The following is a 23,260-nucleotide window of genomic DNA, read 5'->3' on the forward strand; positions in this document are numbered from 1 at the left end:
GCACGCTCGCGGCCGTCAATCGATCACTCGCTCGCCGACGTCGTGCACGTCGTATCCGTCGCGGGTTGGCACACCCTTGCTCGCCCCGTCTTTGCGATCACCACGATGCGGGTCTGCCGGGTCTTCGCCGCGTCCGGGATGTCGTTGCGTTCGATCTTCAGCGTGGCGGGCTGGAAGGTCGAATCGCTGGTCTGTGTGTAGCCCGAAGGGTTGAACATGATGTACGCGGGGCTGCTCTTCGCCGTACCCTGGCCTGTCGCCGAGAAGTAGGCAGGCAGCGCATCCTGCCGCGTGATGAGGATGTCCGAATCATCGAGCTTCCGGTTGTTGTCGGTGTCGACGAAGACGGTCCAGCCGGTCGCCCAGTCGTTGTCCGCGCGCGGCACGACGACCGCCTGCCTGCCTCGCTTCATCGCCTCTCCCCTGGCCGCATTCAAGGCCGCGATGAACGAGTTCGCCGCCGAGGTGAGCTGGGAGTTGCGGTGAAAGGCGACGAAGCTCGGCACGCCGACCATCATCAGGATTGCGGCGACGGCGATCGTCACCATCAATTCGATCAGGGTGAAGCCCTTTTTCCGAGGAGGCAGCTTACGGGCGTTCATGGCCAGCAGACCCGGAAGTTCGTGCTCGCGGCCGTACCCGTGCAGCCCTTGGCGCCCGTGCTGCTGAGGGTCAGCGAACCGGCTGCGGCGTCCGTGCCGGTGGGCGTGGCGGTGAGCAGCACGCAATCGGTGATCGGCTGGCTGCCGCATTTGTCAGCGGAAAGCCAGTAGGCCGGGGCGGAGGAGTTGTCGCCCGAATGGACCTTGAACGTGCTCGAGGCGCCGGCCGGTGTCGTGGCGCCGCTCGCGACATTGGTGCTGAACGCCAGGTAGGCATTCCGCTGCGTCATGTACCTCTCCTGCTGCTGCATCAGCTCCAGCAGCGCAGTCCGCGCCTGTGCCCGCCTGCCCTTCAGGACCGCCTCCGTGTACGACGGATAGGCGATGGCCGCCAGGATCCCGATCACGGCCACGACGACCATCAGTTCGATCAGCGTGAATCCGCGCACTGCGGCGCGCTTCGTTGTGTGGTTCATGTTCACGATCCGCGCTTCAGATCCAGGTAGTTGTTGATCTGCCGCCAGCTCAGCCGCCCTCCGATGAGGGTGACCGTCACCTGTCCGCTGCCGTCGGTGCCGTCTCCGACGTTGTCGATGCCGCCGGAGCCTTGCGAAATCGCCTGGCTCGTGATCCGCCTCGCGCGCTGGCCCGTGCCGTTGCTGATGGAGGCGACCGTGCTGGCCACCTCGATCACCAGCGGCTCTCCCGTGATGCCGACCGTCGATGCGCTCCGCGTTCCGATCCCCGTGTCCACGTTGACGATGTAGGCGTTGCCGCCGCCTCCACTCGCGCCGCAGGAACTCGAGTCGCCCGCGGCCGCCGGGATCAGGCTGGCGAATACGAGCGTGTCGCCGCGCAGCGTCGCCGCGCTCACCTGCCGTTCGGAACTCGCGTAATCCATGTACCAGCCCGAGCTCACGCTCGACGCCGTCGTGAGGTCGCTCGTGGCGCGGCCCCAGGTGAAGCCGGGCACCGTGATCGCGCCCTTGGAGTCGATGGTGGCCGCTCTCAGCCGGGCGCGCCCGCTGATGGCGCCGGAGCCGTTCGGCGTCGCATCGGGAGTGGCCGTGCCGTCGTCGTAGATCACGTAGAACGAGTTCTGCGCCGTCGACGAGCGGTCGTCCATCTCGAGGTACTTGCCGGTGCCGAAGGCCACCAGAATGGCCCTGGGGTCATTCGCCGCGGTCACCAGCGTGGGCGCCATGCTGATGGGCTGCACCTTGCCTTCGCTGTCCTTGGCGACGAAGAGCGGGTAAGGGGCGTTGTCGCTGGCCTTCTTGAAGGCCGACAGGTTCGCCATGTTCCACCGGGAGGTGCCTTGGCTGCGGAAGTCGAGCTTCCACATGTTGCCGTGCAGGTCTCCCACGAAGATCTGGGCCACTTCGCGATTGCCGCCGGTGGCGATGGCTGCCTTGAAGTTGAGCACGCCGGTGGGCTTGGTCACGGCCAACGTAGCGTCGTAGGGCAGTTCCACCTTGTAGTAGTTGGTGCCGAGTTCCCAGGCCGTTTCCGGCGCCTTCGACAGATCGAGCAGGAAGATGGCGGGATGGCCGGTGCTGAATTTGTTGTCCGAGTTGGCCTTGGTGTAGTTGTTCACCCCGCTGGCGACCACCGCGAACCACTTGTAGGTGGCGGTCGTTGCCGTCGGTGCGCTGGTGCGCATCTTCAGGATCTGCGGCTGCCCGACGACGAATCCCATGTCGACGTCGTCGTCCGCCGTGAACTCCCACATCACCTTCGATGCGTCGAAGGCCGTCGGGTCGGTGACGTCCAGTGCGAAGACGCCGCGCCCGCCTGCACCGGTGCCGGAAACCAGCACCGTCTTCCAGTCGGCCGAAGTGCCGGCGGAGCCCACCTGCGCTTCGGCCACCACCGGCGGGCCGTCCACATAGCTCTGATGGTGGGACACGTAGTTCACGTCGGTCAGCGCGGCCAGCCTGGGCGACATCCAGCTGGGGATGTAGCCGAACAGTTCATCGCCGGTGCCGGCGTTGAAGGCGTGCAGCATGCCGTCGTTGGCGCCCACGAAGACAGCAGGAGTGCGGCCGAGGTTTGCCGTCCGGAAGGCGGCGTACGAGGTCGAGTTGATGTTGTTGGCGGGTGCGCCCGAATACACCACGCTCGAATTGATGATGTCTCCCAGCAGCTTCCTGTTGCGCCGGCGGAATTGCGAGCCTTCGAGGGCGTTGCTTCCGCGCAGGTAGCTCACTCGGTCGGAGCCCAGCGAGTCGGCCCTGGTCGAGGGCGTGAGCTTGCCCAGGTCGGCCCTTTGCGCGTCGGTCAGCGAGTCCCACAGGAACGGACTGGCCTTGGGCACGGCATTGCCCGCACGCCCGATCACGATGTTGCGTGAAGTTGCAGGCGCGGAGAGCGCAGCCAGGCGGCTCGAGGCCGACCACGTCGGGGTGGGCGAGATGCTGGCCTTGCCATCGCTGATCGTGATCGCCTGCGAAAACAGGTCGCCGCTCCAGTCGCTGGTGTCGAACGCACCCTGGTAGACGGCGTTGCTCGTCTGCAGCGACTTCGACTGCACCGCGCTGCCGGCAATGCTTCGCGCGGAGGTCGATGCGCGGCTGAAGATGCTGTCGAACGCGCTCAGCACGCTGCGGGCACTGCTTTGCAGATAGTAGGTGCTGGCCTCGCCGGGCCGGGCACTGTCCTGCCAGACGTTGTCATCGGCCGTGCCGTCCTGGCGCTGGAAGGGGTTGCCGAAGGTGTTGAAGGGCTTGCGGCCTGGGTTGGAGGGGTCCGACTCGAAACCACCGTACTTCGCCGCAGTGAAGAACTGGTTTCTGTTGCGCCGGGTATTGGCGTCTTTCTGATTGCCGTGTTCGTTCACGTCGAAGAAGAAGCTCTTCACGCGCAGGCCGGGGCGCTGCATGCTGGGTTGCGCAGTCCAGTCCGTGCCGCGGATGTCGTGCGTATGGGCCCAGTACGAGTGCCCGATGATCGAGTGGGTGCGTACATCGGCGTTGGGGGCAGGGTTGCCTTTCGTCTCTCGTTTCTTGCCCTGCCCGTCGAGGTATTCCTTGGCCGTTCCCTTCTCGAAGGCGATGACCGTCTTCGTCCAGTCGTCGACGTTTGGATGGTTCAGTGCCGGATCGGGTTTGGGAAAGCGATAGTCGCCGTCGTGCGTGTTGATGTCTCCGATGACCACGATGTTGCTCTTGAGGCAGGCGTAGTTGCTGGAGCTGGTGCGCCCATCTCCGTAGGGGTCGCTCCAGGTGGTGAATACCGGGTAGCCGTCGTACAAAGCCGTCGTCAGCTTGCTGGTGGCTTCGTCGCTCGGCTGCAGCCCCTGCAAATAGCGGAGTGACTCGTAGTAAAGCTCGCTGACCGGGTCGTACACCTTGTAGCGGCCTGCCACGGGCCCGGTGCGACCGAACTTGTTGAGGTAGTTGATGACCCCGCTCACGCCGAAGGTGGCATTGGTGCCCGACAGCGTTCTGCCGTCCGGATTGGCCGCGAATACGCCCGTGGTGGCGTCCCATTCGGCTGCCGCGTTGCCGCCGCTGGGCGTGTTCTCGATGCCGTTGATGTCGAAGGTCTTGGCGCCGACGTACTTCATGGGCGCGCGCAGCACGCCGCCATATCGTCCGCCTTTGGCGCTGTACGTCTGCTCCATGAGGTAGCCGAAGGCAGCCAGGCGCAATCTGTCGCTGTACTTCTGCACGGTACCGGTCGGCTTGTAGTTGCCGCTCGGGTACCTGATGCAGAAGCCGTAGTCGCGCACGTCGGCCAGGTCGCCGGCGCTGGTCTTCTCGCAAACCCTCACGCGGGAGTAGAAGAAGCCATCGCTGTTGAGGTCATGGGCCGGCCTCGCGGTGGAGCCGGCGGGGGCCGTGTAGCAAGCTTTGGCAACGCCCGGCGCGGGGTCGGTGAATACGGCGTTGCTGCAGGAGGTGCCGCCCGTGAACCGGCCGACCATCCAGGTGTTGCCGGCGCCGTACCAGACTTCCCTGGTGTCGGAGAAGTCGCAGTTGGCGTCCTCGTTGGCGCAACTGGACGACGCGACGTAGGGAGGCTTGTCGCCGTGGAAGGGAAACGGCGCTGTCGACGTGCTGGCGCTCAGGCTGTAGCTGCCCGTGGCAGTGCAGCTGCCGCCCAGGGCGGTACCGAAGTAGATGCGGTTCAAGGTGTTCGCCACCCAGATGTCGCTGGCGCCGGCCGCGGCGATCATCCGCCGCGGCACCGCGCCCCAGTACCTGCCACTGCCACTGCCACCGCCGTCGCGCAGCAGCTTCTTCGAGGGAAAGTTGGTCGTGTTCCACATGCAGGTGGGGTCTCCGTTGGGGAGCACCGCGCGCTGCAGGATGGTCAGGTCGCTCGTGTCGATGTAGCGGTCGCCGCCCGAGAGGGCCAGGCGCAGCATGTCGATGGCCGAGCTGCTGGCCCAGTTCAGGAAGTTGCCGCTGAAGCCGTCCTCGCACATGCGGTCCGTGCGCGTGCTGGACTGGATGCGGTCGAAGCGCTTGTAGTCGGAGGCCTTGAGGCCCGCGGCAGGCGTTTCGTTCGGCGCGTCGTTGTACTCATAGCAGGCATTCGCGTCGTAGTAGCCGATGTACTCGTTCAGGTTGCTGTACGTGTTGTCGGAGGTGCCGCCGGCCGTGTACTGCGCGCCGACGGTCGGGAACTCCACCGACAGTGCCAGCGTGAGGGCGGGCTTGTCTCCCGAGGTGGTCGCATACAGCGGCTCGCTCGCCAGCGCGATGGGCCTGATGTCGGGTGCCGTCGTGCGGCTGCCCGCGATCGACACCGCGAGCAAGGCCGCCGCCGCCAGTGGGAGCGAAAGCTGCGCGAGCATGCGCGGCCGCTTGAACCAGGGCCTTGGATGGGAAGAGAACGTTGTCATGGAAGGCTGCTCGCGTCAGTCGCGATAGATGATCTGGACGACGCCATGGATGTCGGCCCGGGGGCCGAAGCCCATGGCCGTCACGCGGAAGATGTATCTGGCGGAACCGCCTGAGGCGTCGCGGTTGGCCGGGTCTTCGATCGGTTCGATGACATAGCGCGGCGCCTTGGCCGGCTGGATGCCGTTGTCGCCCGCGGGGAAGCTGCGGCCGGTGAACTCGCCGTAGGCGGTGGTCTTGGCGCCGGTGGTCGCGGTGAAGTCCACCGCCAGCCAGGCGGGCTTGCCGGTCGTTTCGAGCGCGCACAGGCCCTTGCTGTTGCCTGAGCTGCCGCAACCGCCGACGAAGGCGTTGGCGTTGGCCATGTCGGTGAACACAGCACGCCGGCTGGAGGCAGCGGGGCCGTGGATGTCGAACTCGGCATCCATCAGCGCCGCTTCGGCCGACTGCCAGGCGACCTGCATGTCCCGGTCGTTGCGAGCGCTGCGCTCGCCCATGGTGGCGATCTGCGCCGCGCCCGCGCCGAGGATGGAGACGATCACCAGCAGGAGCAGAACGACGATCAGCGAGGCGCCAGCCTGGCGGTTGGGGCGACTGGGGCGGCCAGGGCGGCTGAAGAGGGCATGCTTCATTCAGAGCCCCTGGTCGTTGCGCAGGTGGATCGTGAAGGTCATGGCCTGGCGCAACCGTCCGTCGGGCGTCGGCTGGAAGGTGGTGCCGGCGTCGTCGCCGACTGCGAAGGCGCTGCCGCGTTGACCTTTATCACTGCCTTTTGCGACGCCGAGCGGATGGAAGGTCTGCGTCTCCATGTCCTGCGCGGTACCTTTGGCACTGCGCAACACCATGCCGATGCGCAGGCTGCGCACCCGGCGCCAATTCGCAAGGGTTGCGGCGGCATCGCCATCGACTTCCATCTGGTCGGCCCGCAGATAGGCGTTCGGAACATCGGGTACCGCAGCATTCTTCGCAGGAGCCTGGCCTGCGGTGACGCCATCGACGCCGTACAGCACCTGGAAGTTCTCGACGCCTTGCACGATGGGCGCGGACTTCCACGCACTCGTCGCCGCGTCGTAGTAGGTGCAAAGCAGCGACGGCTCGCCCTGGCTCTGCCCCACCGAGAAGATGCTGGCCATGCGCGTGTACCGCGCACCCGCCTCGCTGATGTTCGGCGCCGTCGAGGGCGCGTTGCCGGCGCAGTCGATCATGGACTTGTCGGCCCCGGTGTCCGCGGTGAGCGCGAAGGTCTGCGCCACCTGGTAGCGCAGGATGAGCACGTCGCTGCCCACGCCGGCTTCCCTGCTCGGCCATTCGCTGGATGCGGCCAGCGGATCGGAGAGGTCGACCTTGGCGTTGTTGAACCCCATGACGCTGGGCGCCGGGTTGCTCGCGGCGGACTTCGGGCGTGTCGCCGCGAAGAACACATCCTTGTAGCCGGCCTGCACGCCGATGCGCTGGATCATGTCCGCCGCGAACCGCCCGTTGTCACGCAACTGCGAAGCCGCATCGACCGTGGTGAATCCACGTTGCGCCACCGACAGCGCCGATACCGCTGCCAGCACGACCACCAGGCCCACGGCCATGGCCACGAGCAGTTCGACCAGCGTGAGGCCGCGAACGGCGCGGCGGGACGAGGAGGAGGCGGGGAGGGAGGAGGCGATCAAAGCGTGCTCCCCGGCGTCACCGCCAGCACCACGGAAGGCCGGTCCGACGCCTTCCAGACGTTCGTGTCGCCACTCTTCAGGGACGGCCGGCTCCAGCCGATCTTGACCAGGATCGGATCGCTGCTGTCGGAGGAGGTGCAGCCCCACTGCGCCGTGCCGTCCGATGCAAAGGGCGCGGCGTCGCGGCAGATGCGGATGCTTGCGCCCGGCAGTGCGTCGTCCACCCGTGCCAGCCAGTCGGTCAGTTCGGCTTGCGCAACTTTCTCCGGCGTGTTGCACGAGCTTCCGACTGAAAGGCAGTAGGACGCGCTCGGGGCCACCAACGGGTTCGACAACTTGCCAGTCAGATAAGGATTGTTTGTGGCGAGCAGCGCCTGGTCCTTGTTGCCCCGCATCATTTCCGCCAGTTCGCGGGCCAGCACCACCGCCGTCGACTGCAGGCGGGCATCGCGATTGGCCTGCAGCGACGCCGCCTGCAGCGCGACCATGCCCAGCAGCCCGAAGGACAGCACGACGATCGACACGAGCACCTCGATCAGCGTGAAACCCGCAACGCGGCCGGCATTTCTTGCTCGACGGGAAAAGGAGTTCATCGATCGGGAAGCGATTTGTTAACAAAAGAGATCTTCATCGTGTTAACTGCTGTTAATTTTGTCTAAAATTGTTTATGAATGATGCGGCACGCGAGTCGTGATCGGTGCGCCGCTCGTCGGGCTATGGCAACCGTCAGGAGACATTCGTTGTCGATCCGTTGTCGGGCTCGACGGATTTGGGGGCGGCGCTGTACCGCAGGCATCGCTGATACCTGCTCGCGAACGCGAGTGGATGAAGGGAAGGGGGCGTGCTGCACAGCACATGCTGTGCAGCGGCTCAGGGACGATCGGCGTTTCAGCCGACTTGCGGCCTCTGCCTGCCCGGGCAGGTCAGGCGCAAGCGCAGCAGACGTGCGGCTTGGCCGGGGCGGTCATTTGTTGTGGCTGGCGCGATGCCACCCGGTCGAGGACGACGTGTCCTGGCCGCGGGACGGAATGCTTCGAGGGGGCTTCGTCGAGCTACTCGGAGGCTCCCGCCACCCAGCTCCCCGACTTCCCCCCGTGCTTCTCCAGCACATGCACGTCGGTGATCCGCATGCCGCGGTCCACCGCCTTGCACATGTCGTAGATCGTCAGGAGCGCCACCTGCACGGCCGTCAGCGCCTCCATCTCCACGCCCGTCGGCCCCACGGTCTCGACGGTCGCCGTGCAGACCACCTGGGGTGCGCTTCCCGCATCGGCCAGCGCGAAGGCCACGGCCACGCGGGTCAGCGCCAGCGGGTGGCACAGCGGAATCAGGTCGCTGGTCTTTTTCGCCGCCTGGATGCCCGCGATGCGCGCGATGCCCAGGACGTCGCCCTTCTTCGCCGTGCCGGACTCGATCAGCGCGAGCGTCGCCGCCTGCATCTCGATGCGGCCCGTGGCGACGGCCACGCGGTGGGTTGCGGGCTTGGCGGCGACGTCGACCATGTGGGCCTGGCCCTGGGCGTCGAAATGGGTGAGGGTGCTCATGGGTGAACGATCAGGTTGGAGGTGCATCATACGAGCCCGAGCCACAGACGAGGAATGCCGCGCTTGACTCCCCAACCCCACTCCAGAAGCCTGCCGAGGCCCACCCTGCAAGCCTTGTGTGCTAGCGTTTTGATAGCATCCCAAGTGCTGCTGCCGGTGCCCGCGCTGGCGCAGATCCAGCAGGTGCTCCCCGGCATGGGCGACGGCGGCGAGATGACCGCCAGCGCCGAGCGCCATCTGGGCGACCAGATCGCCCGCGAGCTCTACCGCGACACCGACTACATCGACGACCCGGTGATCGCCGCCTACGTGCAGGACATCTGGCAGCGCCTGCTGGTCGCCGCCCGCGCGCGCGGCGAACTCACGCCGGAGCTCGACGAGCGCTTCGCCTGGACGATCCTGCTGGGCCGCGACCGCAACATCAATGCCTTCGCGCTGCCGGGCGGCTACCTCGGGCTCAACCTCGGGCTGGTGGCGGTGGTCGGCAGCCGCGACGAGCTGGCCACGGTGCTGGGGCACGAGCTCTCGCACGTCACGCAGCGCCACATCTCGCGGATCATGACGAAGCAGGGCCGGCAGATGCCGCTGATGATCGCCGGCCTGATCCTCGGGATGATCGCCGCCGGCAAGAGCCGCAACGGCGATGCCGGGCAGGCCATGATCATGGGCAGCCAGGCCGTGTTCGCGCAGAACCAGCTGAACTTCTCGCGCGACATGGAGCGCGAGGCCGACCGCATCGGCTTCGGCGTGATGACGCAGGCCGGCTTCGCGCCGCAGGGCGCCGCCACGATGTTCGAGAAGCTGCAGTACGCCTCGCGCCTCAACGACAACGGCTCCTATCCTTATCTGCGCAGCCACCCGCTGACGACCGAGCGCATCTCCGACATGCAGGGCCGCTTCCAGTTCAACATGGATACGGTGCCGCCGCAGCCGCTGGCCATGGACCACGCGATGATCGCCTCGCGCGCCCGCGTGCTCACCCGCCCCGGCGTCGACGTGCTGCGGCTATGGATCGATTCGGCCTCCAGCGGTGAATTCGCGAAGAGCTCGCCGGCGCAGCAGGCGGGCACGCTGTACGCGGCGGCGCTGTCGGCAAAGGAGATGCGCGACTACAAGACCGCGCGCGCCCTGGCCGAGCGCCTTGCCGCGCGCGTGGCGGACGACCCTGCCGCGGCAAAGCAGGCACGCTGGCTCGGCGCGGAGATCGAGCTTGCCGCGGGTGCGGCGCCCAAGGCGGCCGCGCTGCTGGACGCCAGGTCGAAGGAACGGCCCGAGATGCTGCTGTCGGCAGAGGCCGCTACGGCGATGCGCCAGCCAGCGCCGATGATTCCCGTGCTGCGCGACTGGGTCGCCGCCAACCCGCGCGACGCGACGGTCTGGCGCGCGCTCGGCAACCTCTATGGCGCGCAGAACGACACGCTGCGCGCGGTGCGCGCCGACGCCGAGGCGAACGTGGCGATCCTCGACTACCCCGCGGCGCGCGACCGCTTCAAGGCCGCGCAGGAGATCGTCCGCCAGTCCAAGGTGGTCGATCACTACGAGGCGTCGATCATCGACACCCGCGCTCGTGCGGTGGAGGTGCTGGTGAAGGAGCAGGCGGCGGAGCCGCCGCTCAAGTGACTCGAGCGCTCCCGGGCGCTCAGCGTTTGGAGAGCAGTCCGCCCAGCGCGGACTCGATCAGCAGCCCCAGCACCGAATACAGCAGCGAGCCGATCAGCGCGGCCAGGAAGCCGTTGACGTGGAAGCCGCCCAGCAGGCCGGAGGCGGCCCAGAACAGCAGCGCGTTGATGACGAAAAGGAAGAGCCCCAGGGTGACGATGGTGACGGGCAGCGTCAGTATCACCAGCACGGGCCGCACGATCATGTTGAGCAGGCCGATGACCGCCGCGGCGATCAGCGCGGAGCCGAAGCTGTTGACCTGGACGCCGCTGTAGAGATAGGCGACCGCCAGCAGCGCCACGGCGCTGAGCAGCCATTTGAGGATGATGCGCATGGCGGCAGGATACCCCACCAGGGCCCGCAAAAGACAACGAGCCCCGGTGCGTTGCCGCGCCGGGGCTCGTCGATTTGGGAAGCTGCTTCCTGCGGTCTTACTCGGCCAGCTCGTTCGCCAGCACCAGCAGCGCGCCCATGCCCATCACCGCGCCGGGAAATGCCCAGCCCGACTGGTGCGGCGGCGTCTGGTCCGGCGTCACCGGCTCCAGGTCGACGCCGACCTTCGGACGACGCGCATCGACCACGTGGGTGGCCGAATGCTCGCGCTTGAGCTGTGCCGTGAGTTCGGCCAGCGGGCCCTTGGCCAGCACCGCCGTCACCTGCCCGCCGTTGCGCTCCAGCAGCGGCGTCATCTGCGCCTGCACCTTGCTGAACCACTTGGCGCGCCAGTTCTCGCGGGCGCTGTGGCTCACCCACTTGCTGATGCGATGCGTCATGCGCGGAGCGCAGGCCACGAGCACCCAATGGCGCGCCACGACGCTGTTGGCATCCGGCGCCAGTTCGGCGAACTGCTCGCAGGCGTAGGTGGCGTCGTCGACGTAAAGAATGATCTTTTCCATGGCGTGCTCCTTCAGGTAGTTAGAGTGACAGAGACTGGGTTGGACAGGAAGTTCGTTCGCGGTCGGGGGCAATGACCACCGGCGCTCAGCCGGTCGTCACCGCCGGTTCCTCGTGCTTGTTGCGGGCGTGGCGCGCGGCCACCCACTTGCCGATCACCAGCACCAGCAGCGCACCGAGGACGCCGGCTGCGTACTTGATCACGTCGGTCTGCGGCACCTTCGGCACCCAGGTCCAGGCGGCGGTGTTCGCCAGGGCCGGGTCGGATACGGCCATCGTGCCGGCGATCCAGCCGAGCAGCATGCCGCCGGCAGTGATGATCATCGGGAAGCGGTCCATCAGCTTGATGACCAGCTGGCTGCCCCAGACGATGATCGGGATGCTCACGAGCAGGCCGAAGATCACGAGCGGCATCTGGTGGCTGTCGCCGGCGCCCTGGGCGGCGCCAGCAATGGCGATCACGTTGTCGACGCTCATCACGAGGTCGGCCACGATCACGGTCTTGACGGCGCCCCACAGCTTGTCGCTGCCGGCGATGTTGCCGTGCGCGTCGTCGTGTTCGGGAGCCAGCAGCTTGACGCCGATCCACAGCAGCAGGATCGCGCCCACCAGCTTCAGGAACGGAATGGCCAGGAGGGTCAGAGCGAAGAAGATCAGGATCACGCGCAGCGCGATCGCACCCGCGGTACCCCACAGGATGCCTTGCGTGCGCTGGGCCGGCGGGAGCTTGCGGCAGGCCAGCGCGATCACCACGGCGTTGTCGCCGCCCAGCAGGATGTCGATCATGATGATCTGACCGACTGCGACCCAGAACTCCGGGGTCATGAACATTTCCATAGCTTTCCTCTTTTGTCTTCGCGCCCCTGCCTCTCCCTTCAGGGGTGACGACGGAAGGCGCATGTCTATGCGTTTCGATTCATCCCGTGCGGGGCGGGTCGAAAGCGAGGAATGAAGGCCGGGTGATTCCGGGGACTTGCGAACGCTTCGACCAAACCTGCACAGGTTCAAATCGAAGGTCTTGCTCGACAGCGTGCGCGCGAAAAATAGAGCGCGTACGTTGCCCGGCAGGCCGGAAGTGTTTTGCTTCGTATTGACGACCTGACGATTCGCGCCGTCGTGGCCGACAGCGCTCGGGAGCTACTCCCCTTCGTGCGGCGGATTAGAGCATCCAAGCTCCAGGTGGCGCAATCGAAAGTTTTCAGAAATTTAAAGAGAACCGCTTCAAAGTGCGCATGAATACAAGGTGTGATGCTCTTGTTTTCATAGCAATCATGTCCCTTTGATGCTTCGGGACATTGCCGGACTATGATCGCCGTCCGCTGCTTCTTCACGCTCCATGGCCGCCATACACATCACCGACATCGAGGCCGCCATCAACTACTGGCGCGACAGGACGCCCTCGCCCGACGGCGTCACGCTGGGTCCCGAATTGCGGGCGCTGGCCGAGGTCTACGCGCTCATGGTCTTCCACCACGAGGACGAGGTTGACGAGGTCGGCTTTCCGCAGAAGGCCTGGGCCGCCTGGATGGCCTGGTACGACAGCACGCCCGACACGCCCTGCATCGCCATCTGCTCCACCAGCCAGGGCGACGACGAGTGCAAGGGCTGCGGCCGCAGCTTCGACGAAGTGCAGTTCTGGCCCGGCATGTCGCCCGTCGAGAAGCGCGTCACATGGCGCCGCATCACCATGGAAGACTCGGCCTGGCGCTTCAACCGCTATGCCGAGCGCGCACGCGAGGCGGAGCGCGATCCGTCTTCGTCTGCGTCGGCCGACGAGCCCGAGTTCGATCCCGACGACGAGAAGAACTGGGCCCCCTGACCATGCGCCGCCTCGCGCAAGCTCCCAATCTCGCGATCGCGACCGTGTGGGCGCATGCCTTGCGCGAGGAGGGCGTGGCCGCCACCGTGCAGCGCGAATTCCTCGGCGCGGTGATGGGCCAGCTCCCCCCGGATCAGTGCCTGCCCGAGATCTGGATCGACGACGAGAACCAGTTCGATCTTGCCAAGCGACTGCTGCACGAGTTGCAGCATCGTCCGCAGCGCAGCTGGCGCTGCGTGTGCGGCGAGCAGGTCGAAGGCGGTTTCGAGCAGTGCTGGCAGTGCGGCCAGATGATGCCGCTCGCCTAGCAGCGCGGAGGCTTATTTCCAGCGCAAGGGTTCGATGTCGACGCTGTTGGTGCCGTCGCCCAAGGTCAGCGTGTTTTCCTGGATGGTCGCCTGCAGCTGCATGCTGCGCTGCGCGAGCGCGGCCAGCGCCTGCGAGGCAGTGGTCGGCACGCGGTACACCTTGAGGTTCTGCGGCCGCGTGAGCTTGTTCTCGATGCCGCGCCACCAGATCTCGGCCGCGTGGTTGAAGGCGTAGACGATCACCTCGTCGGCCTTGTTGCAGGCCTTGATGATGGGCTTGTCTTCGGGCTGGCCGACCTCGATCCAGAGCTTGACCTCGCCCGTGAAGTCGCGCAGCCACACGTCGGGCTCCTCGACGTTCGACAGGCCGGCGCCGAAGGCCAGCGTGCCGTCGCCGTTGCACACGTCCTGCAGCTGGTGGGCGTTGAGCGCGAGCGCGACGAGCCGGATCATCATCCGCTCGTCGGTCTCGCTGGGGTGGCGCGCCAGGGTCAGCGCGTGGTCGGCGTAGTAGCCGTGGTCGATGTCGGCCACCGCGAGGGTGGCCTTGAAGATGGTGGATTTGAGGGCCATGGGTGCGCGAGTTTAGGCCCGGCGCCCGCCGGCACCCCTCGGGCGAAGCCTCAGAACGCCACCGAGGCCTGCAGGTAGACCGTGCGGGGCTGCCCCACGTACTTGCCGCCGTTGTTGTCCACCGAGCGGTTGAAGTAGCGGCGGTCGAAGAGGTTCTTCACGCCCACCGCGACCTTGAGGTTGCTCATCGACGGCCCGAAGTCGTAGGCCGCGCGCAGGTTCATCGTGGCATAGCCGGGAATGTCGCCCAGCCGGCCGGTGGCGTCTTCCAGCGTGACGTATCTTGCGCCGTCGTCAGGCGAGCCCGGCGAGCGCTGCTTCGACTGCGCGTAGATGTCGGCGTTGAAGGTCCACGGCCCGCGCTCGTAGCGCGCGCCCAGCGTCGCCACCTGGCGCGAGTAGAAGGGCAGGTCGCGCCCGGCGAAGGCGCCGGCCTTCGAGATGGCCTGCGTGTAGGTGTACGTGCCCGACACCGACAGCCCCTTGAGCGATTCGCTCAGCGTGCCGAGGTCGTAGCGCAACGCCGATTCCAGCCCGCGGTGACGCGTCGCGCCCAGGTCGGTCCACTGGCCGACGTCGCCGGTGATGGAGCGCGCCAGTAGCAGCTCCTTGTCGAAGTTGATGTTGAACAGCGTGAGCTCGCTGCTCCAGGCCTCGCCCTTGTAGTGCGTGCCGATCTCGTACGTCTTGGCCTTCTCGGGATGCAGCCCGGTGGTCGACTGCGCGAGCTGCGCGTACTGCTGCGGCCCGAACGACACGCCCGCGTTCGCGAACACCGACCAGCGGTCGCTCGCGCGGTAGAGCACCGACAGCGTGGGCAGCCATTCGTCCGAATCGATCTTCGGATAAATCGCGCTGGTGGCCCGGCCGTTCGTGATGGTGTAGACGTCGTTGAACGAGCGTATCGACTCGTGCCGCACGCCGGGCGTGATCGTCCAGTTGCCGAAGTCGATGCGGTCGTCGATGTAGAACGCATGCGCGGTCGTGCCGCCCTGGCTGGTCTGGTAGGCGGGGTTGGCCAGGCCGAAGGCGTTGAAGCCCGGGCGCGGCTGGTAGTAGGCGCTGCGCGTCGCGACTTCCGATGCCTCTTCCTTCAGGTAGCGGTAGCCGACGCTGACTTCCTGCACCACGCTGCCCGAATCGATCAGGCGCGAGTAGCGCGGCTCGACCGCGAAGGTCTTGTAGTTGCGCGGCGCGGAGGTGAGGCGCCGGCGGCCATTGTTCGCGCCGGTGCCTTCCTGCTCGAGGAAGCTGCTGCGGTACGAGTCCGTGTAGTAGGTCAGCATCTCGAACTTGTTCACGCCGTCGTTGTGCGTGTACTTCACCGAGCCGTCGGTGCGGCGGCCGGTGAACTCGTCGAAGGGGCGGTCCGACTGGAAGGGATTGGCCGCGAACTGCGCCGTCGTCAGGCCGCCGGGCATGCGGCCCTTGCCCTCGAAGTGGTGCAGCGTGATGGCGACGTCGTCGGTCTTCGAGATGCGGTAGGCACCCTTGAGCATCAGGTCGTCGATGCTGGTGCGGTCGTTGCTCTGGCGGAAGCCGTCGCCATGCGTGCCCGAGTACAGCAGCGCCAGGCCCAGGCCGTTCTCGTTGGTGCCGCCGATGAAGAGATTGGGCGTGGTCTTTGTGCCGCCGCCGTGGCCGGCGCTTTCGACGCCCACGCTCACCTCGCCCGAGAACCGTTTCGGGATCGCGCGCGACACGAAGTTGATGATGCCGCCCACGTTCTGTGGGCCGTAGCGCACCGAGCCTGCGCCGCGCACCACGTCGACGGCTTCGAGGTTGCCCAGCGACAGCGGCGCCAGCGACAGCTGCGGCTGGCCGTAGGGCGCGTAGGCCAGCGGCACGCCGTCCAGCAGCACGGTGGAGCGCGGCGACAGGCGCGAGGTCAGGCCGCGCACGCCCACGTTCAGCGAGATGTCGCTGCCGCCGGTGCCGTTGCTCTCCTGTACCTGCACGCCGGGCATCTGCCGCAGCACGTCGCGCACGTTGGACGAGCCGCTTTCCTGGATCTGCTTGCGCTCGATGATGCTGCGGGCGCCGGGGTGCTCGAGCACCTTGGTTTCGCTGGGGCTGCCCAGCCAGTCGCCGGTGACGGTGATGGTTTCCAGCGACTTGGCCGCGTCGGCTGCTGCTGCTGCTGGCTCGGCCTCGGCGGCGAAGCTCTGCAGGCTCAGGGGAAGCAGCGCCATCGCGATGGCTGTGCGTTTGTGCGTGAACGACAAGGGAGATCCCTCCTACGGGTTTTCTGATGATGAAGAAGCAAGGTCGTGCGCGGCGTGGAGCCGCTCAGGGTGCGGTCGTGCCTTGGGAAAGCGTGTCGTCGCCGCGGGCGGCGCTCGCCATGGCGCGTCGGCGCCACCAGAGCCAGACGCCGCTCAGGCCCAGGCCGCCGAGCGCGAGGCCGAGCAGGGCAGTGACCGCCTCGTGCAGCGGCCCGCCGAGCTCGCCGGTGTGCAGCGGATAGATCACCGCCACCGCGCCGTTGCCGGCGTCGAGGTCCTGCCACTTGCGCGCGGCGAGCACCTCGCCGGTCACCGGATTCAGCCACACCGAGCCGATGCCGTTCGGATGCGGATCGTCCGGCAGGCGCAAGCGCACGCGCATCGGCCGGCCGGCCTTGGCAGGCACTTGTATGAAGCCGATGGGCTGGCCGGGGTAGACCTGCTGTGCGCGCGCCACGAGCTCGTCCAGCGGCAGGAGCGGGCCGGCCGCCGTACCCTTGGGGATCACCGGCGCCTTGACGGGCTGCTGGCCCATCGCGCTGGAGATGAAGTTGCCCAGCGGCCGCCACGCCATGTACGCGCCCGTGGCCACCGACACCGCGATCAGCAGCCCGAGCACCGCGCCGCCGGTGCGGTGCAGGTCGAACAATCCGCGCAGCAGCCCGCGGTCGAGCACGATGCGCAGCGACGGCGGCCAGCGCACCGGCCACCACAGCACGATGCCCGTGACCAGCAGGAACAGGTAGGCCAGCGCGGCGAAGGCGAGCACGCCCTTGCCGGTGTCGTCCAGCAGCAGGCTGCTGTGCAGCTCGAAGAGGATGTTGTAGGCGCCCTCGTGCGTGCTCCGGCGTCCCTGCTCGGCGCCGGTGGCGGGGTCGAGGTAGAGCGTGCCTTCCCATTTGCCGCGCACCCGCACCTGCAGCGTGTCGGTGGGCTTGCGCGGCGGGCGCAGCGTGAAGTCGGCGTCGGTTCCGAACTCGGCCGTGAGGCGCTGGCGCAGGGCCTCCAGCGGCAGCACGGCCTTGGTGGCGTCGCCGGCCGGGGTCGAACGCGCCGAATGGGCGATGAAGAAATCGGGATGTGCCCAGCGGTCGAGCGGCAGCCCCACCACCAGCATGGCGCCGAGCAGTGCGGTGAGTGCGAGGATCGGACCGAGCGTGAGGCCGATCCAGCGATGGACCTTGAGCCAGAGGCGTCTCAGAGGGGCGCGCATGACCAACAGAGGGGCGGCGGGCCCCTCGCAGAATGTTGCTGGCTGGCGCCCGGCGGGGCGTTGGCTGGAAAAGGATAACCACCGACGCAAAACAGCCGCCTTCAGGCGGCTGTTGCATCGATACAGGACGCTTAAATTCTACTGGCGAGTTCCGCCGCCTTGCCCACGTAGCTGGCGGGAGTCATCGCCAGCAGGCGGGCCTTTTCGGCTTCCGGGATGTCCAGCGAGCGGATCAGCCCATGCAGCGCCTCGGCGGTCACGGTCTTGCCGCGCGTCACTTCCTTGAGCTGCTCGTAGGCGCCCTGCACGCCGAAGCGGCGCATCACCGTCTGGATCGGCTCGGCCAGCACTTCCCACGAGGCGTCGAGGTCGGCGGCCAGCGCTTCATCGTTCAGCTCGAGCTTGCCAAGGCCGGTGGCGAGGCTCGCATAGGCCAGCGTTGCGTACCCGAAGCCCACGCCGATGTTGCGCAGCACCGTGCTGTCGGTCAGGTCGCGCTGCCAGCGGCTGATGGGCAGCTTCTCGCTCAGGTGGCGCAGCACCGCGTTGGCCAGGCCCAGGTTGCCCTCGGCGTTCTCGAAGTCGATCGGGTTGACCTTGTGCGGCATCGTCGAGGAGCCGATCTCGCCCTTCTTCAGGCGCTGCTTGAAGTAGCCAAGGCTCACGTAGCCCCAGATGTCGCGCGAGAAGTCGATCAGGATCGTGTTGGCGCGGGCCACCGCGTCGAACAGCTCGGCCATGTAGTCGTGCGGCTCGATCTGGATGCTGTAGGGCTGGAAGCTCAGGCCCAGGCCCAGCGGCGCGGGCGTTTCCACGACCTTGCGGCTGAAGGCTTCCCAGTCGAAGTCGGGCCAGGCGGCCAGGTGGGCGTTGTAGTTGCCGACCGCGCCGTTCATCTTGCCCAGCAGCTTCACGGCGGCGATCTGCTCGCGGGCCTTCGACAGGCGCACCGTCACGTTGGCGATTTCCTTGCCCACGGTGGTGGGGCTGGCGGTCTGGCCGTGCGTGCGCGAGAGCATCGACACGCCGGCGAACTGGTGCGCCATCTCGCGCAGCTTGGCGATCAGGCCGTCGATGGCCGGCAGCACCACCTTGTCGCGCGCGGCCTGGATCTGCAGGGCGTGGCTGGTGTTGTTGATGTCCTCGCTGGTGCAGGCGAAGTGCACGAACTCGGCGGCCGCGAGCAGCTCGGGACGGGCCTCGAACTTCGACTTGATCCAGTACTCGACCGCCTTCACGTCGTGGTTGGTGGTCTTCTCGATTTCCTTGATGGCCAGCGCGTCGGCCTCGGAGAAATGGGACACCAGGCCCATCAGGTACTTGCGCGCGCCGCCGGTCAGCGGCTTGAATTCGGCGAAGCCGCAGTCGGACAGCGCAATGAACCACGCCACCTCGACTTGCACGCGCCGGTGCATATAGCCCTGCTCGCTCATCAGCGGACGCAGCGCCGCGAGTTTGGCCGCGTAGCGGCCGTCAAGGGGGGAAAGGGCGGAAACGGTGGAAAAGCTCATGCCTCAATTTTAGGCGGCCGCCGCCCGGTGGGGCCGGCGCGACGCTTTGGGATCGATTCGGGCTCTGGTTTTCCCGTTCACCTAAAATGACTATTAACAAACGTCATCAATACATAGGGAGAGAGCCTTCATGAAACTGATCGGATCCGCCGCCAGCCCCTACGTGCGCAAGGTGCGCGTGGTGCTGGCCGAGAAGCGGCTCGATTACCAGTTCGTGATCGAAGACGTCTGGGCTGCCGACACCACCATCTCCAACTCCAACCCCCTGGGCAAGGTCCCCTGCCTGATCATGGAAGGCGGAGAGGCGATGTTCGACTCCCGCGTGATCGTCGAATACCTGGACACCCTGTCGCCAGTAGGCAAGCTGATTCCACAGCAGGGCCGCGAGCGCGCAGAGGTCAAGACCTGGGAGGCGCTGGCCGACGGCGTCATGGACGCCGGCGTGCTCTGGCGCCTGGAAGCCACCTGGGCCGGCCGCAGCGACGGCGAGCGCAGCGCCGCCTGGATCGAGCGCCAGCGCGCCAAGGTCGAGGACGGCATCGCCGCCATGGCCAAGGGCCTGGGCGACAAGCCCTTCTGCAGCGGCATCCACCTGAGCCTGTCGGACATCGCCGTGGGCTGCACGCTGGGCTGGCTGGACCTGCGCTTCCCCGAGATCGACTGGCGCAAGGACTACGGCAACCTCGCGAAGCTTTTCGACAAGCTGATGCTGCGGCCCAGCTTCATCGACACCAAGCCCTGAGCTCGCAGGGCCCCACGAAAGGCGCCGCGAGGCGCCTTTTTGTCTTTCAGCGATCGCGCAGCGTGTATCAACCCGGCGTCGGCCCAGGACGTCCCAGCCGGGAGCTTCGCCTCGGGCTCGTCGTGCCAGCGAGTGGAGATCGTCGTTTCGGCCATGACCCGATTACGTGCAATGGCGTGAACCGGATTCAGAGGGGAACGAGCAGAGAGGGGGGCGCGGACCGGGTTCGCGCTGTCGCGCCACCCTGGCCCGGCCCGAATACAAAAATGCTGCGAGGCGCCCCGACGCGAAGGAGGGAGGGAGGGAGGAGGAGAAGAATCGCCTCGGGATTTCGACCAGACGGCAAGCGCCCGGAAGACCTCGCAACATGAAAACCACGGGGCAGAAAGTCAGTCACTGCCCACGCGATTTAGGAGCGCGGCATCGGCGGCACGGTTCCCGTCTGGTTTGTAAACGTTTGTTCCCGATGGGCGACTGGGGTGGCGCAAAAATCGACCGGTCGGTAAAAACTGCTGGCGGTCAGTTCGGCCCGAGTTGCTTCTCGATGACGCTCACGAACCCGTTCTCGTCCGGCGCCGTCATGCTCGACCACGCCTGCACGACCTTGCCGTCGCGCCCGATCAGGTACTTGTAGAAATTCCACTTCGGCGTGGTGCCCGAGGCCTGCGCGAGCTGCTTGAACAGCGGATTCGCGTCGGTGCCGCGCACCGAAGACTTGGCGAACATCGGGAATTTCACGCCGAAGGTGCTTTCGCAGAAATCGGCGATTTCCTTGTTGGAGCCCGATTCCTGGGCGAAATCGTTCGACGGGAAGCCCAGCACCACCAGGCCGCGCGAGCGGTACTTCATGTCCAGCGACTCCAGGCCCTTGTACTGCGGCGTAAAGCCGCAGAAGCTGGCCGTATTGACCACCAGGACCACCTTGCCGGAGTACTGGCACAGGGACTGGGGTTTTTCATCCTGCAGCCGCGGGAAGGTGTGTTGCAGGATCGCCGGGCATCCCGCGGCCTCTGCCGGAGCGGGCGCGGCGGCTACCGTCTGGGCGTGGGCCGGAACGGTCGAAACGAGGCTCGCCACGAGGGAAACCGCAGGGGCGCAGCGCCACAGCATCGACAATCGGAAGGGGGTTCGCATGGCGGGCTCCTGAATCAAAAAGGGATATGCGCATCCGTGCCGCGACGGCGCGCGTATCCGCATCATCGCGCTTCTGTCATGGGCGCGCCAAACGGGCCGATTAAAATCGACGGCCTTAGAAAGATATAGATGCTCTATCCGGAACTCTTCAGACAACTCGAATCCGTCCGCTGGGACATGGACAAGGACATTCCCTGGCAGTCGTTCGACGCCTCCTTGCTGTCGGAAGAGCAGGCGCAGACCATCAAGATGAATGCCATCACCGAGTGGGCGGCACTGCCGGCTACCGAGATGTTCCTGCGCGACAACCGCCACGATAGCGACTTTTCCGCTTTCATGTCGATCTGGTTCTTCGAGGAGCAGAAGCACTCGCTGGTGCTCATGGAGTACCTGAAGCGCTTCAGCCCCAAGCACGCGCCCACCGAGGAAGAGCTGCACGAAGTGCGCTTCGACTTCGACCCGGCCCCGCCGCTGGAAACCCTCATGCTGCACTTCTGCGGCGAGATCCGCCTCAACCACTGGTACCGCCGTGCCGCCCAGTGGCACACCGAGCCGGTCATCAAGCACATCTACACCACGCTGAGCCAGGACGAAGCCCGCCACGGCGGCGCCTACCTGCGCTACATGAAGCGCGCCATGGAGAAGTTCGGCGACGAGGCCCGTGCCGCCTTCACCAAGGTCGGCGTCCTGATGGCCAGCGCCCGCCGCACGGCCCAGGCCCTGCACCCGACCAACCTGCACGTGAGCAAGGCGCACTTCCCGCGCGACACCGTGCAGAGCCGCATGCCCGACCCCGACTGGCTCGAGCACTGGCTCGACAAGCAGATCAAGTTCGACGCCGTCTGGGAAACCAAGGTCGGCGAGCGGATCCTGCACAACCTGAGCCTGCTGATGAACCGCAGCTTCAAGACCGTCCAGGAGCTGAACCGCTACCGCAAGGAACTGGCCGCCACCCTCGGCCCCAAGCCCGAATACCAGGGCGCATAAGCGCAAAGACAGAAACAGGAACGCCCCGCTCGCCGGGGCGTTTTTTTTGCAGAATCCATGTCACAAACCGGGGACGCTGGCCGTCTTTCCCGCATGGACGACGCAACCCTCACCTTCGACCGCCACCGCCCGCGCCTGCAGGGCATCGCCTACCGCATGCTCGGCTCCATGGCCGAGGCGGAAGAGGTCGTGCAGGACGCCTGGCTGCGCTGGCATGAAGCCGCCAGGGACACCCTCGACAGCGCCGAAGCCTGGCTCGTGACCGTGGTCACGCGCCTGTCGATCGACCGGCTGCGCGCCGCCAAGATCCAGCGCGAGCACTACATCGGCGCCTGGATGCCCGAGCCCACGCTGACCGGCCAGCCTGATTCGCCCGCCACGCCCGAACAGCTGCTCGAGCGCGCCGACAACATCTCCGTCGCCTTTCTCGCCATGCTGGAGCGCCTTGCGCCCGAGGCACGCGCCGCCTTCCTGCTGCGCGAGGTGTTCGACGCCGACTACGGCGAGATCGCCCTCACCCTCGGCAAGACCGAGGCCGCCTGCCGCCAGATCGTGCACCGCGCCAAGCTCCAGGTGCAGGAAGGGCGCCCGCGCTTCACCGTGCCGCGCGAGACCCACGAACGCCTGCTGCGCGCCTTCGCCGACGCTGCCGCGCGCGGCAGCCTGCACGAGCTGAAGGCGCTGATGTCCGAGGACGTCGAACTCATCGGCGACGGCGGCGGCAAGGTGCAGACCTTCAGCAAGATCCTGCGCGGCAGCCAGCGCCTCGCGCAGCTCTACTACTCGCTGTGGCGCCGCATGGGCCCGGCGGTGCGCATGGAGATCGTCGACATCAACGGCGAGCCCGGCATGCTGCGCTTTCTGGACGGCGAGCTCGAATCGGCCCAGACCTTCGAGATCGAGAACGACCGCGTCGTGCGCATCCGCGCGCAGCGCAACCCCGACAAGCTCGCGCGCATCGCTCAGATCTTTTCCTCGAAATAATTCGCGCGGCGTGTCACAGGGCGCCCGGCTCGCCCGTCTTCGGTAGGTAAGCAGATCGATTCCATCGCAACCCACCGGAGAAACCAAACCATGAACACCACCGCACGCCTGAACTGGTTCAAGCTCGTCCCGAAGTCCTTCGAGGCCATCCTCGGCGTCAACGCCACCATCGAGTCGAGCACGCTCGGCAAGGTGCTGGTCGACTACGTCTACGCCCGCGTCTCGCAGATCAACGGCTGCGCCTACTGCCTCGACATGCACGTGCGCGACCTGCGCAAGCAGGGCGAGGAATGGCAGCGCATCAACAGCCTCGCCACCTGGCGCGAGGTGAGCTTCTTCAACGAGCGCGAACGCGCCGCGCTGGCATGGGCCGAGTCGCTCACGCGGCTGGCCGACCGCTACGACGCGCGCGAAGCCGAATTCGCGGCGCTCAAGGCCAACTTCAGCGACCTGGAAATTGCCGAGCTGTCGGTGGCGATCGCGCAGATCAACACCTGGAACCGCCTCAACGTCGCCAGCGGCGTGCCGGTGGCGGTCAAGCCGCTGCTCTGATT

22 protein-coding genes are annotated in these 23,260 nt (G+C 66.6%); 7 read left to right on the forward strand and 15 right to left on the reverse strand.

The window, feature by feature from the left end; all coding sequences use genetic code 11:
- Positions 1-23 precede the first annotated feature (23 nt).
- The 7 genes from EJP67_RS07370 to moaC form a co-directional block, all read right to left on the reverse strand.
- Entirely contained in the window at positions 24-602 is a 579-nt protein-coding gene (locus tag EJP67_RS07370; RefSeq protein ID WP_240650549.1) for a GspH/FimT family pseudopilin, read from the reverse strand.
- Positions 599-1,078 (reverse strand): type IV pilin protein, encoded by a 480-nt coding sequence (locus tag EJP67_RS07375; RefSeq protein ID WP_126021050.1) that lies wholly within the window; start codon positions 1,076-1,078, stop codon positions 599-601. Before EJP67_RS07375 ends, EJP67_RS07370 begins: the two co-directional genes overlap by 4 nt.
- Before the next feature lie 2 nt (positions 1,079-1,080).
- Entirely contained in the window at positions 1,081-5,454 is a 4,374-nt protein-coding gene (locus EJP67_RS07380) for a pilus assembly protein (protein WP_240650551.1), read from the reverse strand.
- Positions 5,455-5,469: 15 nt separating this feature from the next.
- Positions 5,470-6,084: a pilus assembly PilX family protein gene (locus EJP67_RS07385; RefSeq protein ID WP_126021051.1), complete on the reverse strand. Its 615-nt coding sequence runs from the start codon at positions 6,082-6,084 to the stop codon at positions 5,470-5,472.
- Complete coding sequence (locus EJP67_RS07390) at positions 6,085-7,113, reverse strand: PilW family protein (RefSeq protein ID WP_240650552.1); 1,029 nt, start codon at positions 7,111-7,113, stop codon at positions 6,085-6,087. It abuts the gene before it with no gap.
- Complete coding sequence (pilV, locus tag EJP67_RS07395; RefSeq protein ID WP_126021052.1) at positions 7,110-7,706, reverse strand: type IV pilus modification protein PilV; 597 nt, start codon at positions 7,704-7,706, stop codon at positions 7,110-7,112. Before pilV ends, EJP67_RS07390 begins: the two co-directional genes overlap by 4 nt.
- Before the next feature lie 459 nt (positions 7,707-8,165).
- A complete protein-coding gene (gene moaC / locus EJP67_RS07400) occupies positions 8,166-8,657 on the reverse strand; it encodes a cyclic pyranopterin monophosphate synthase MoaC (protein WP_126021053.1) in 492 nt (163 codons plus the stop codon).
- Between the two features lie 54 nt (positions 8,658-8,711).
- Between moaC and EJP67_RS07405 the strand changes: the two genes are divergently transcribed.
- Positions 8,712-10,277, forward strand: a complete 1,566-nt coding sequence (locus EJP67_RS07405; protein WP_126021054.1) for a M48 family metalloprotease — start codon at positions 8,712-8,714, stop codon at positions 10,275-10,277.
- Between the two features lie 19 nt (positions 10,278-10,296).
- Here the strand turns inward: EJP67_RS07405 and EJP67_RS07410 are convergent, their stop codons facing one another.
- From EJP67_RS07410 to EJP67_RS07420, 3 genes are all read right to left on the reverse strand, one after another.
- Entirely contained in the window at positions 10,297-10,650 is a 354-nt protein-coding gene (locus tag EJP67_RS07410; protein WP_126021055.1) for a phage holin family protein, read from the reverse strand.
- Between the two features lie 97 nt (positions 10,651-10,747).
- Positions 10,748-11,212 (reverse strand): hypothetical protein, encoded by a 465-nt coding sequence (locus tag EJP67_RS07415; RefSeq protein WP_126021056.1) that lies wholly within the window; start codon positions 11,210-11,212, stop codon positions 10,748-10,750.
- An 85-nt stretch (positions 11,213-11,297) separates the two neighbouring features.
- Positions 11,298-12,047, reverse strand: a complete 750-nt coding sequence (locus EJP67_RS07420) for a TerC family protein (RefSeq protein WP_126021057.1) — start codon at positions 12,045-12,047, stop codon at positions 11,298-11,300.
- Positions 12,048-12,546: 499 nt separating this feature from the next.
- On the opposite strand from EJP67_RS07420, the gene EJP67_RS07425 reads away from it, so the two are divergent.
- Together EJP67_RS07425 and EJP67_RS07430 are read left to right on the forward strand one after the other, a co-directional pair.
- On the forward strand, positions 12,547-13,029 hold the full coding sequence (locus EJP67_RS07425; protein ID WP_126021058.1) for a DUF3717 domain-containing protein: 483 nt from the start codon (positions 12,547-12,549) through the stop codon (positions 13,027-13,029).
- A 2-nt stretch (positions 13,030-13,031) separates the two neighbouring features.
- On the forward strand, positions 13,032-13,337 hold the full coding sequence (locus EJP67_RS07430) for a putative signal transducing protein (RefSeq protein ID WP_126021059.1): 306 nt from the start codon (positions 13,032-13,034) through the stop codon (positions 13,335-13,337).
- 12 nt (positions 13,338-13,349) lie between these two features.
- On the opposite strand, the gene EJP67_RS07435 is transcribed toward EJP67_RS07430, so the two are convergent.
- The 4 genes from EJP67_RS07435 to purB form a co-directional block, all read right to left on the reverse strand.
- Positions 13,350-13,910, reverse strand: a complete 561-nt coding sequence (locus tag EJP67_RS07435) for a YaeQ family protein (RefSeq protein ID WP_126021060.1) — start codon at positions 13,908-13,910, stop codon at positions 13,350-13,352.
- Positions 13,911-13,960: 50 nt separating this feature from the next.
- Complete coding sequence (locus EJP67_RS07440; protein WP_126021276.1) at positions 13,961-16,102, reverse strand: TonB-dependent receptor family protein; 2,142 nt, start codon at positions 16,100-16,102, stop codon at positions 13,961-13,963.
- Positions 16,103-16,199: 97 nt separating this feature from the next.
- Positions 16,200-17,348, reverse strand: a complete 1,149-nt coding sequence (locus EJP67_RS07445; protein ID WP_126021061.1) for a PepSY-associated TM helix domain-containing protein — start codon at positions 17,346-17,348, stop codon at positions 16,200-16,202.
- A gap of 131 nt (positions 17,349-17,479) precedes the next feature.
- Positions 17,480-18,859 carry an adenylosuccinate lyase gene (purB, locus tag EJP67_RS07450; RefSeq protein WP_126021062.1) on the reverse strand — a complete coding sequence of 460 codons (1,380 nt, stop codon included), beginning with the start codon at positions 18,857-18,859 and terminating at the stop codon, positions 17,480-17,482.
- Between the two features lie 130 nt (positions 18,860-18,989).
- On the opposite strand from purB, the gene EJP67_RS07455 reads away from it, so the two are divergent.
- Positions 18,990-19,601, forward strand: coding sequence for a glutathione S-transferase N-terminal domain-containing protein (locus tag EJP67_RS07455; RefSeq protein ID WP_126021063.1), 612 nt, complete (start codon positions 18,990-18,992; stop codon positions 19,599-19,601).
- Between the two features lie 519 nt (positions 19,602-20,120).
- Here EJP67_RS07455 and EJP67_RS07460 read toward each other — a convergent pair.
- Entirely contained in the window at positions 20,121-20,735 is a 615-nt protein-coding gene (locus EJP67_RS07460; RefSeq protein ID WP_126021064.1) for a glutathione peroxidase, read from the reverse strand.
- 129 nt (positions 20,736-20,864) lie between these two features.
- Here EJP67_RS07460 and EJP67_RS07465 point away from each other — a divergent pair, with 129 nt between their 5' ends.
- The 3 genes from EJP67_RS07465 to EJP67_RS07475 all read left to right on the forward strand — a co-directional run bounded on the left by EJP67_RS07465 (position 20,865) and on the right by EJP67_RS07475 (position 23,258).
- A complete protein-coding gene (locus EJP67_RS07465) occupies positions 20,865-21,722 on the forward strand; it encodes a ferritin family protein (protein WP_093195975.1) in 858 nt (285 codons plus the stop codon).
- 93 nt (positions 21,723-21,815) lie between these two features.
- Complete coding sequence (locus EJP67_RS07470; protein ID WP_126021065.1) at positions 21,816-22,706, forward strand: RNA polymerase sigma-70 factor; 891 nt, start codon at positions 21,816-21,818, stop codon at positions 22,704-22,706.
- Positions 22,707-22,796: 90 nt separating this feature from the next.
- A complete protein-coding gene (locus EJP67_RS07475) occupies positions 22,797-23,258 on the forward strand; it encodes a carboxymuconolactone decarboxylase family protein (RefSeq protein ID WP_126021066.1) in 462 nt (153 codons plus the stop codon).
- The last annotated feature ends 2 nt before the right edge of the window (positions 23,259-23,260 follow it).

Origin of the sequence: Variovorax guangxiensis, from assembly GCF_003952165.1 — a bacterium.
GTDB classification, from domain to species: Bacteria; Pseudomonadota; Gammaproteobacteria; order Burkholderiales; family Burkholderiaceae_C; genus Variovorax; species Variovorax guangxiensis.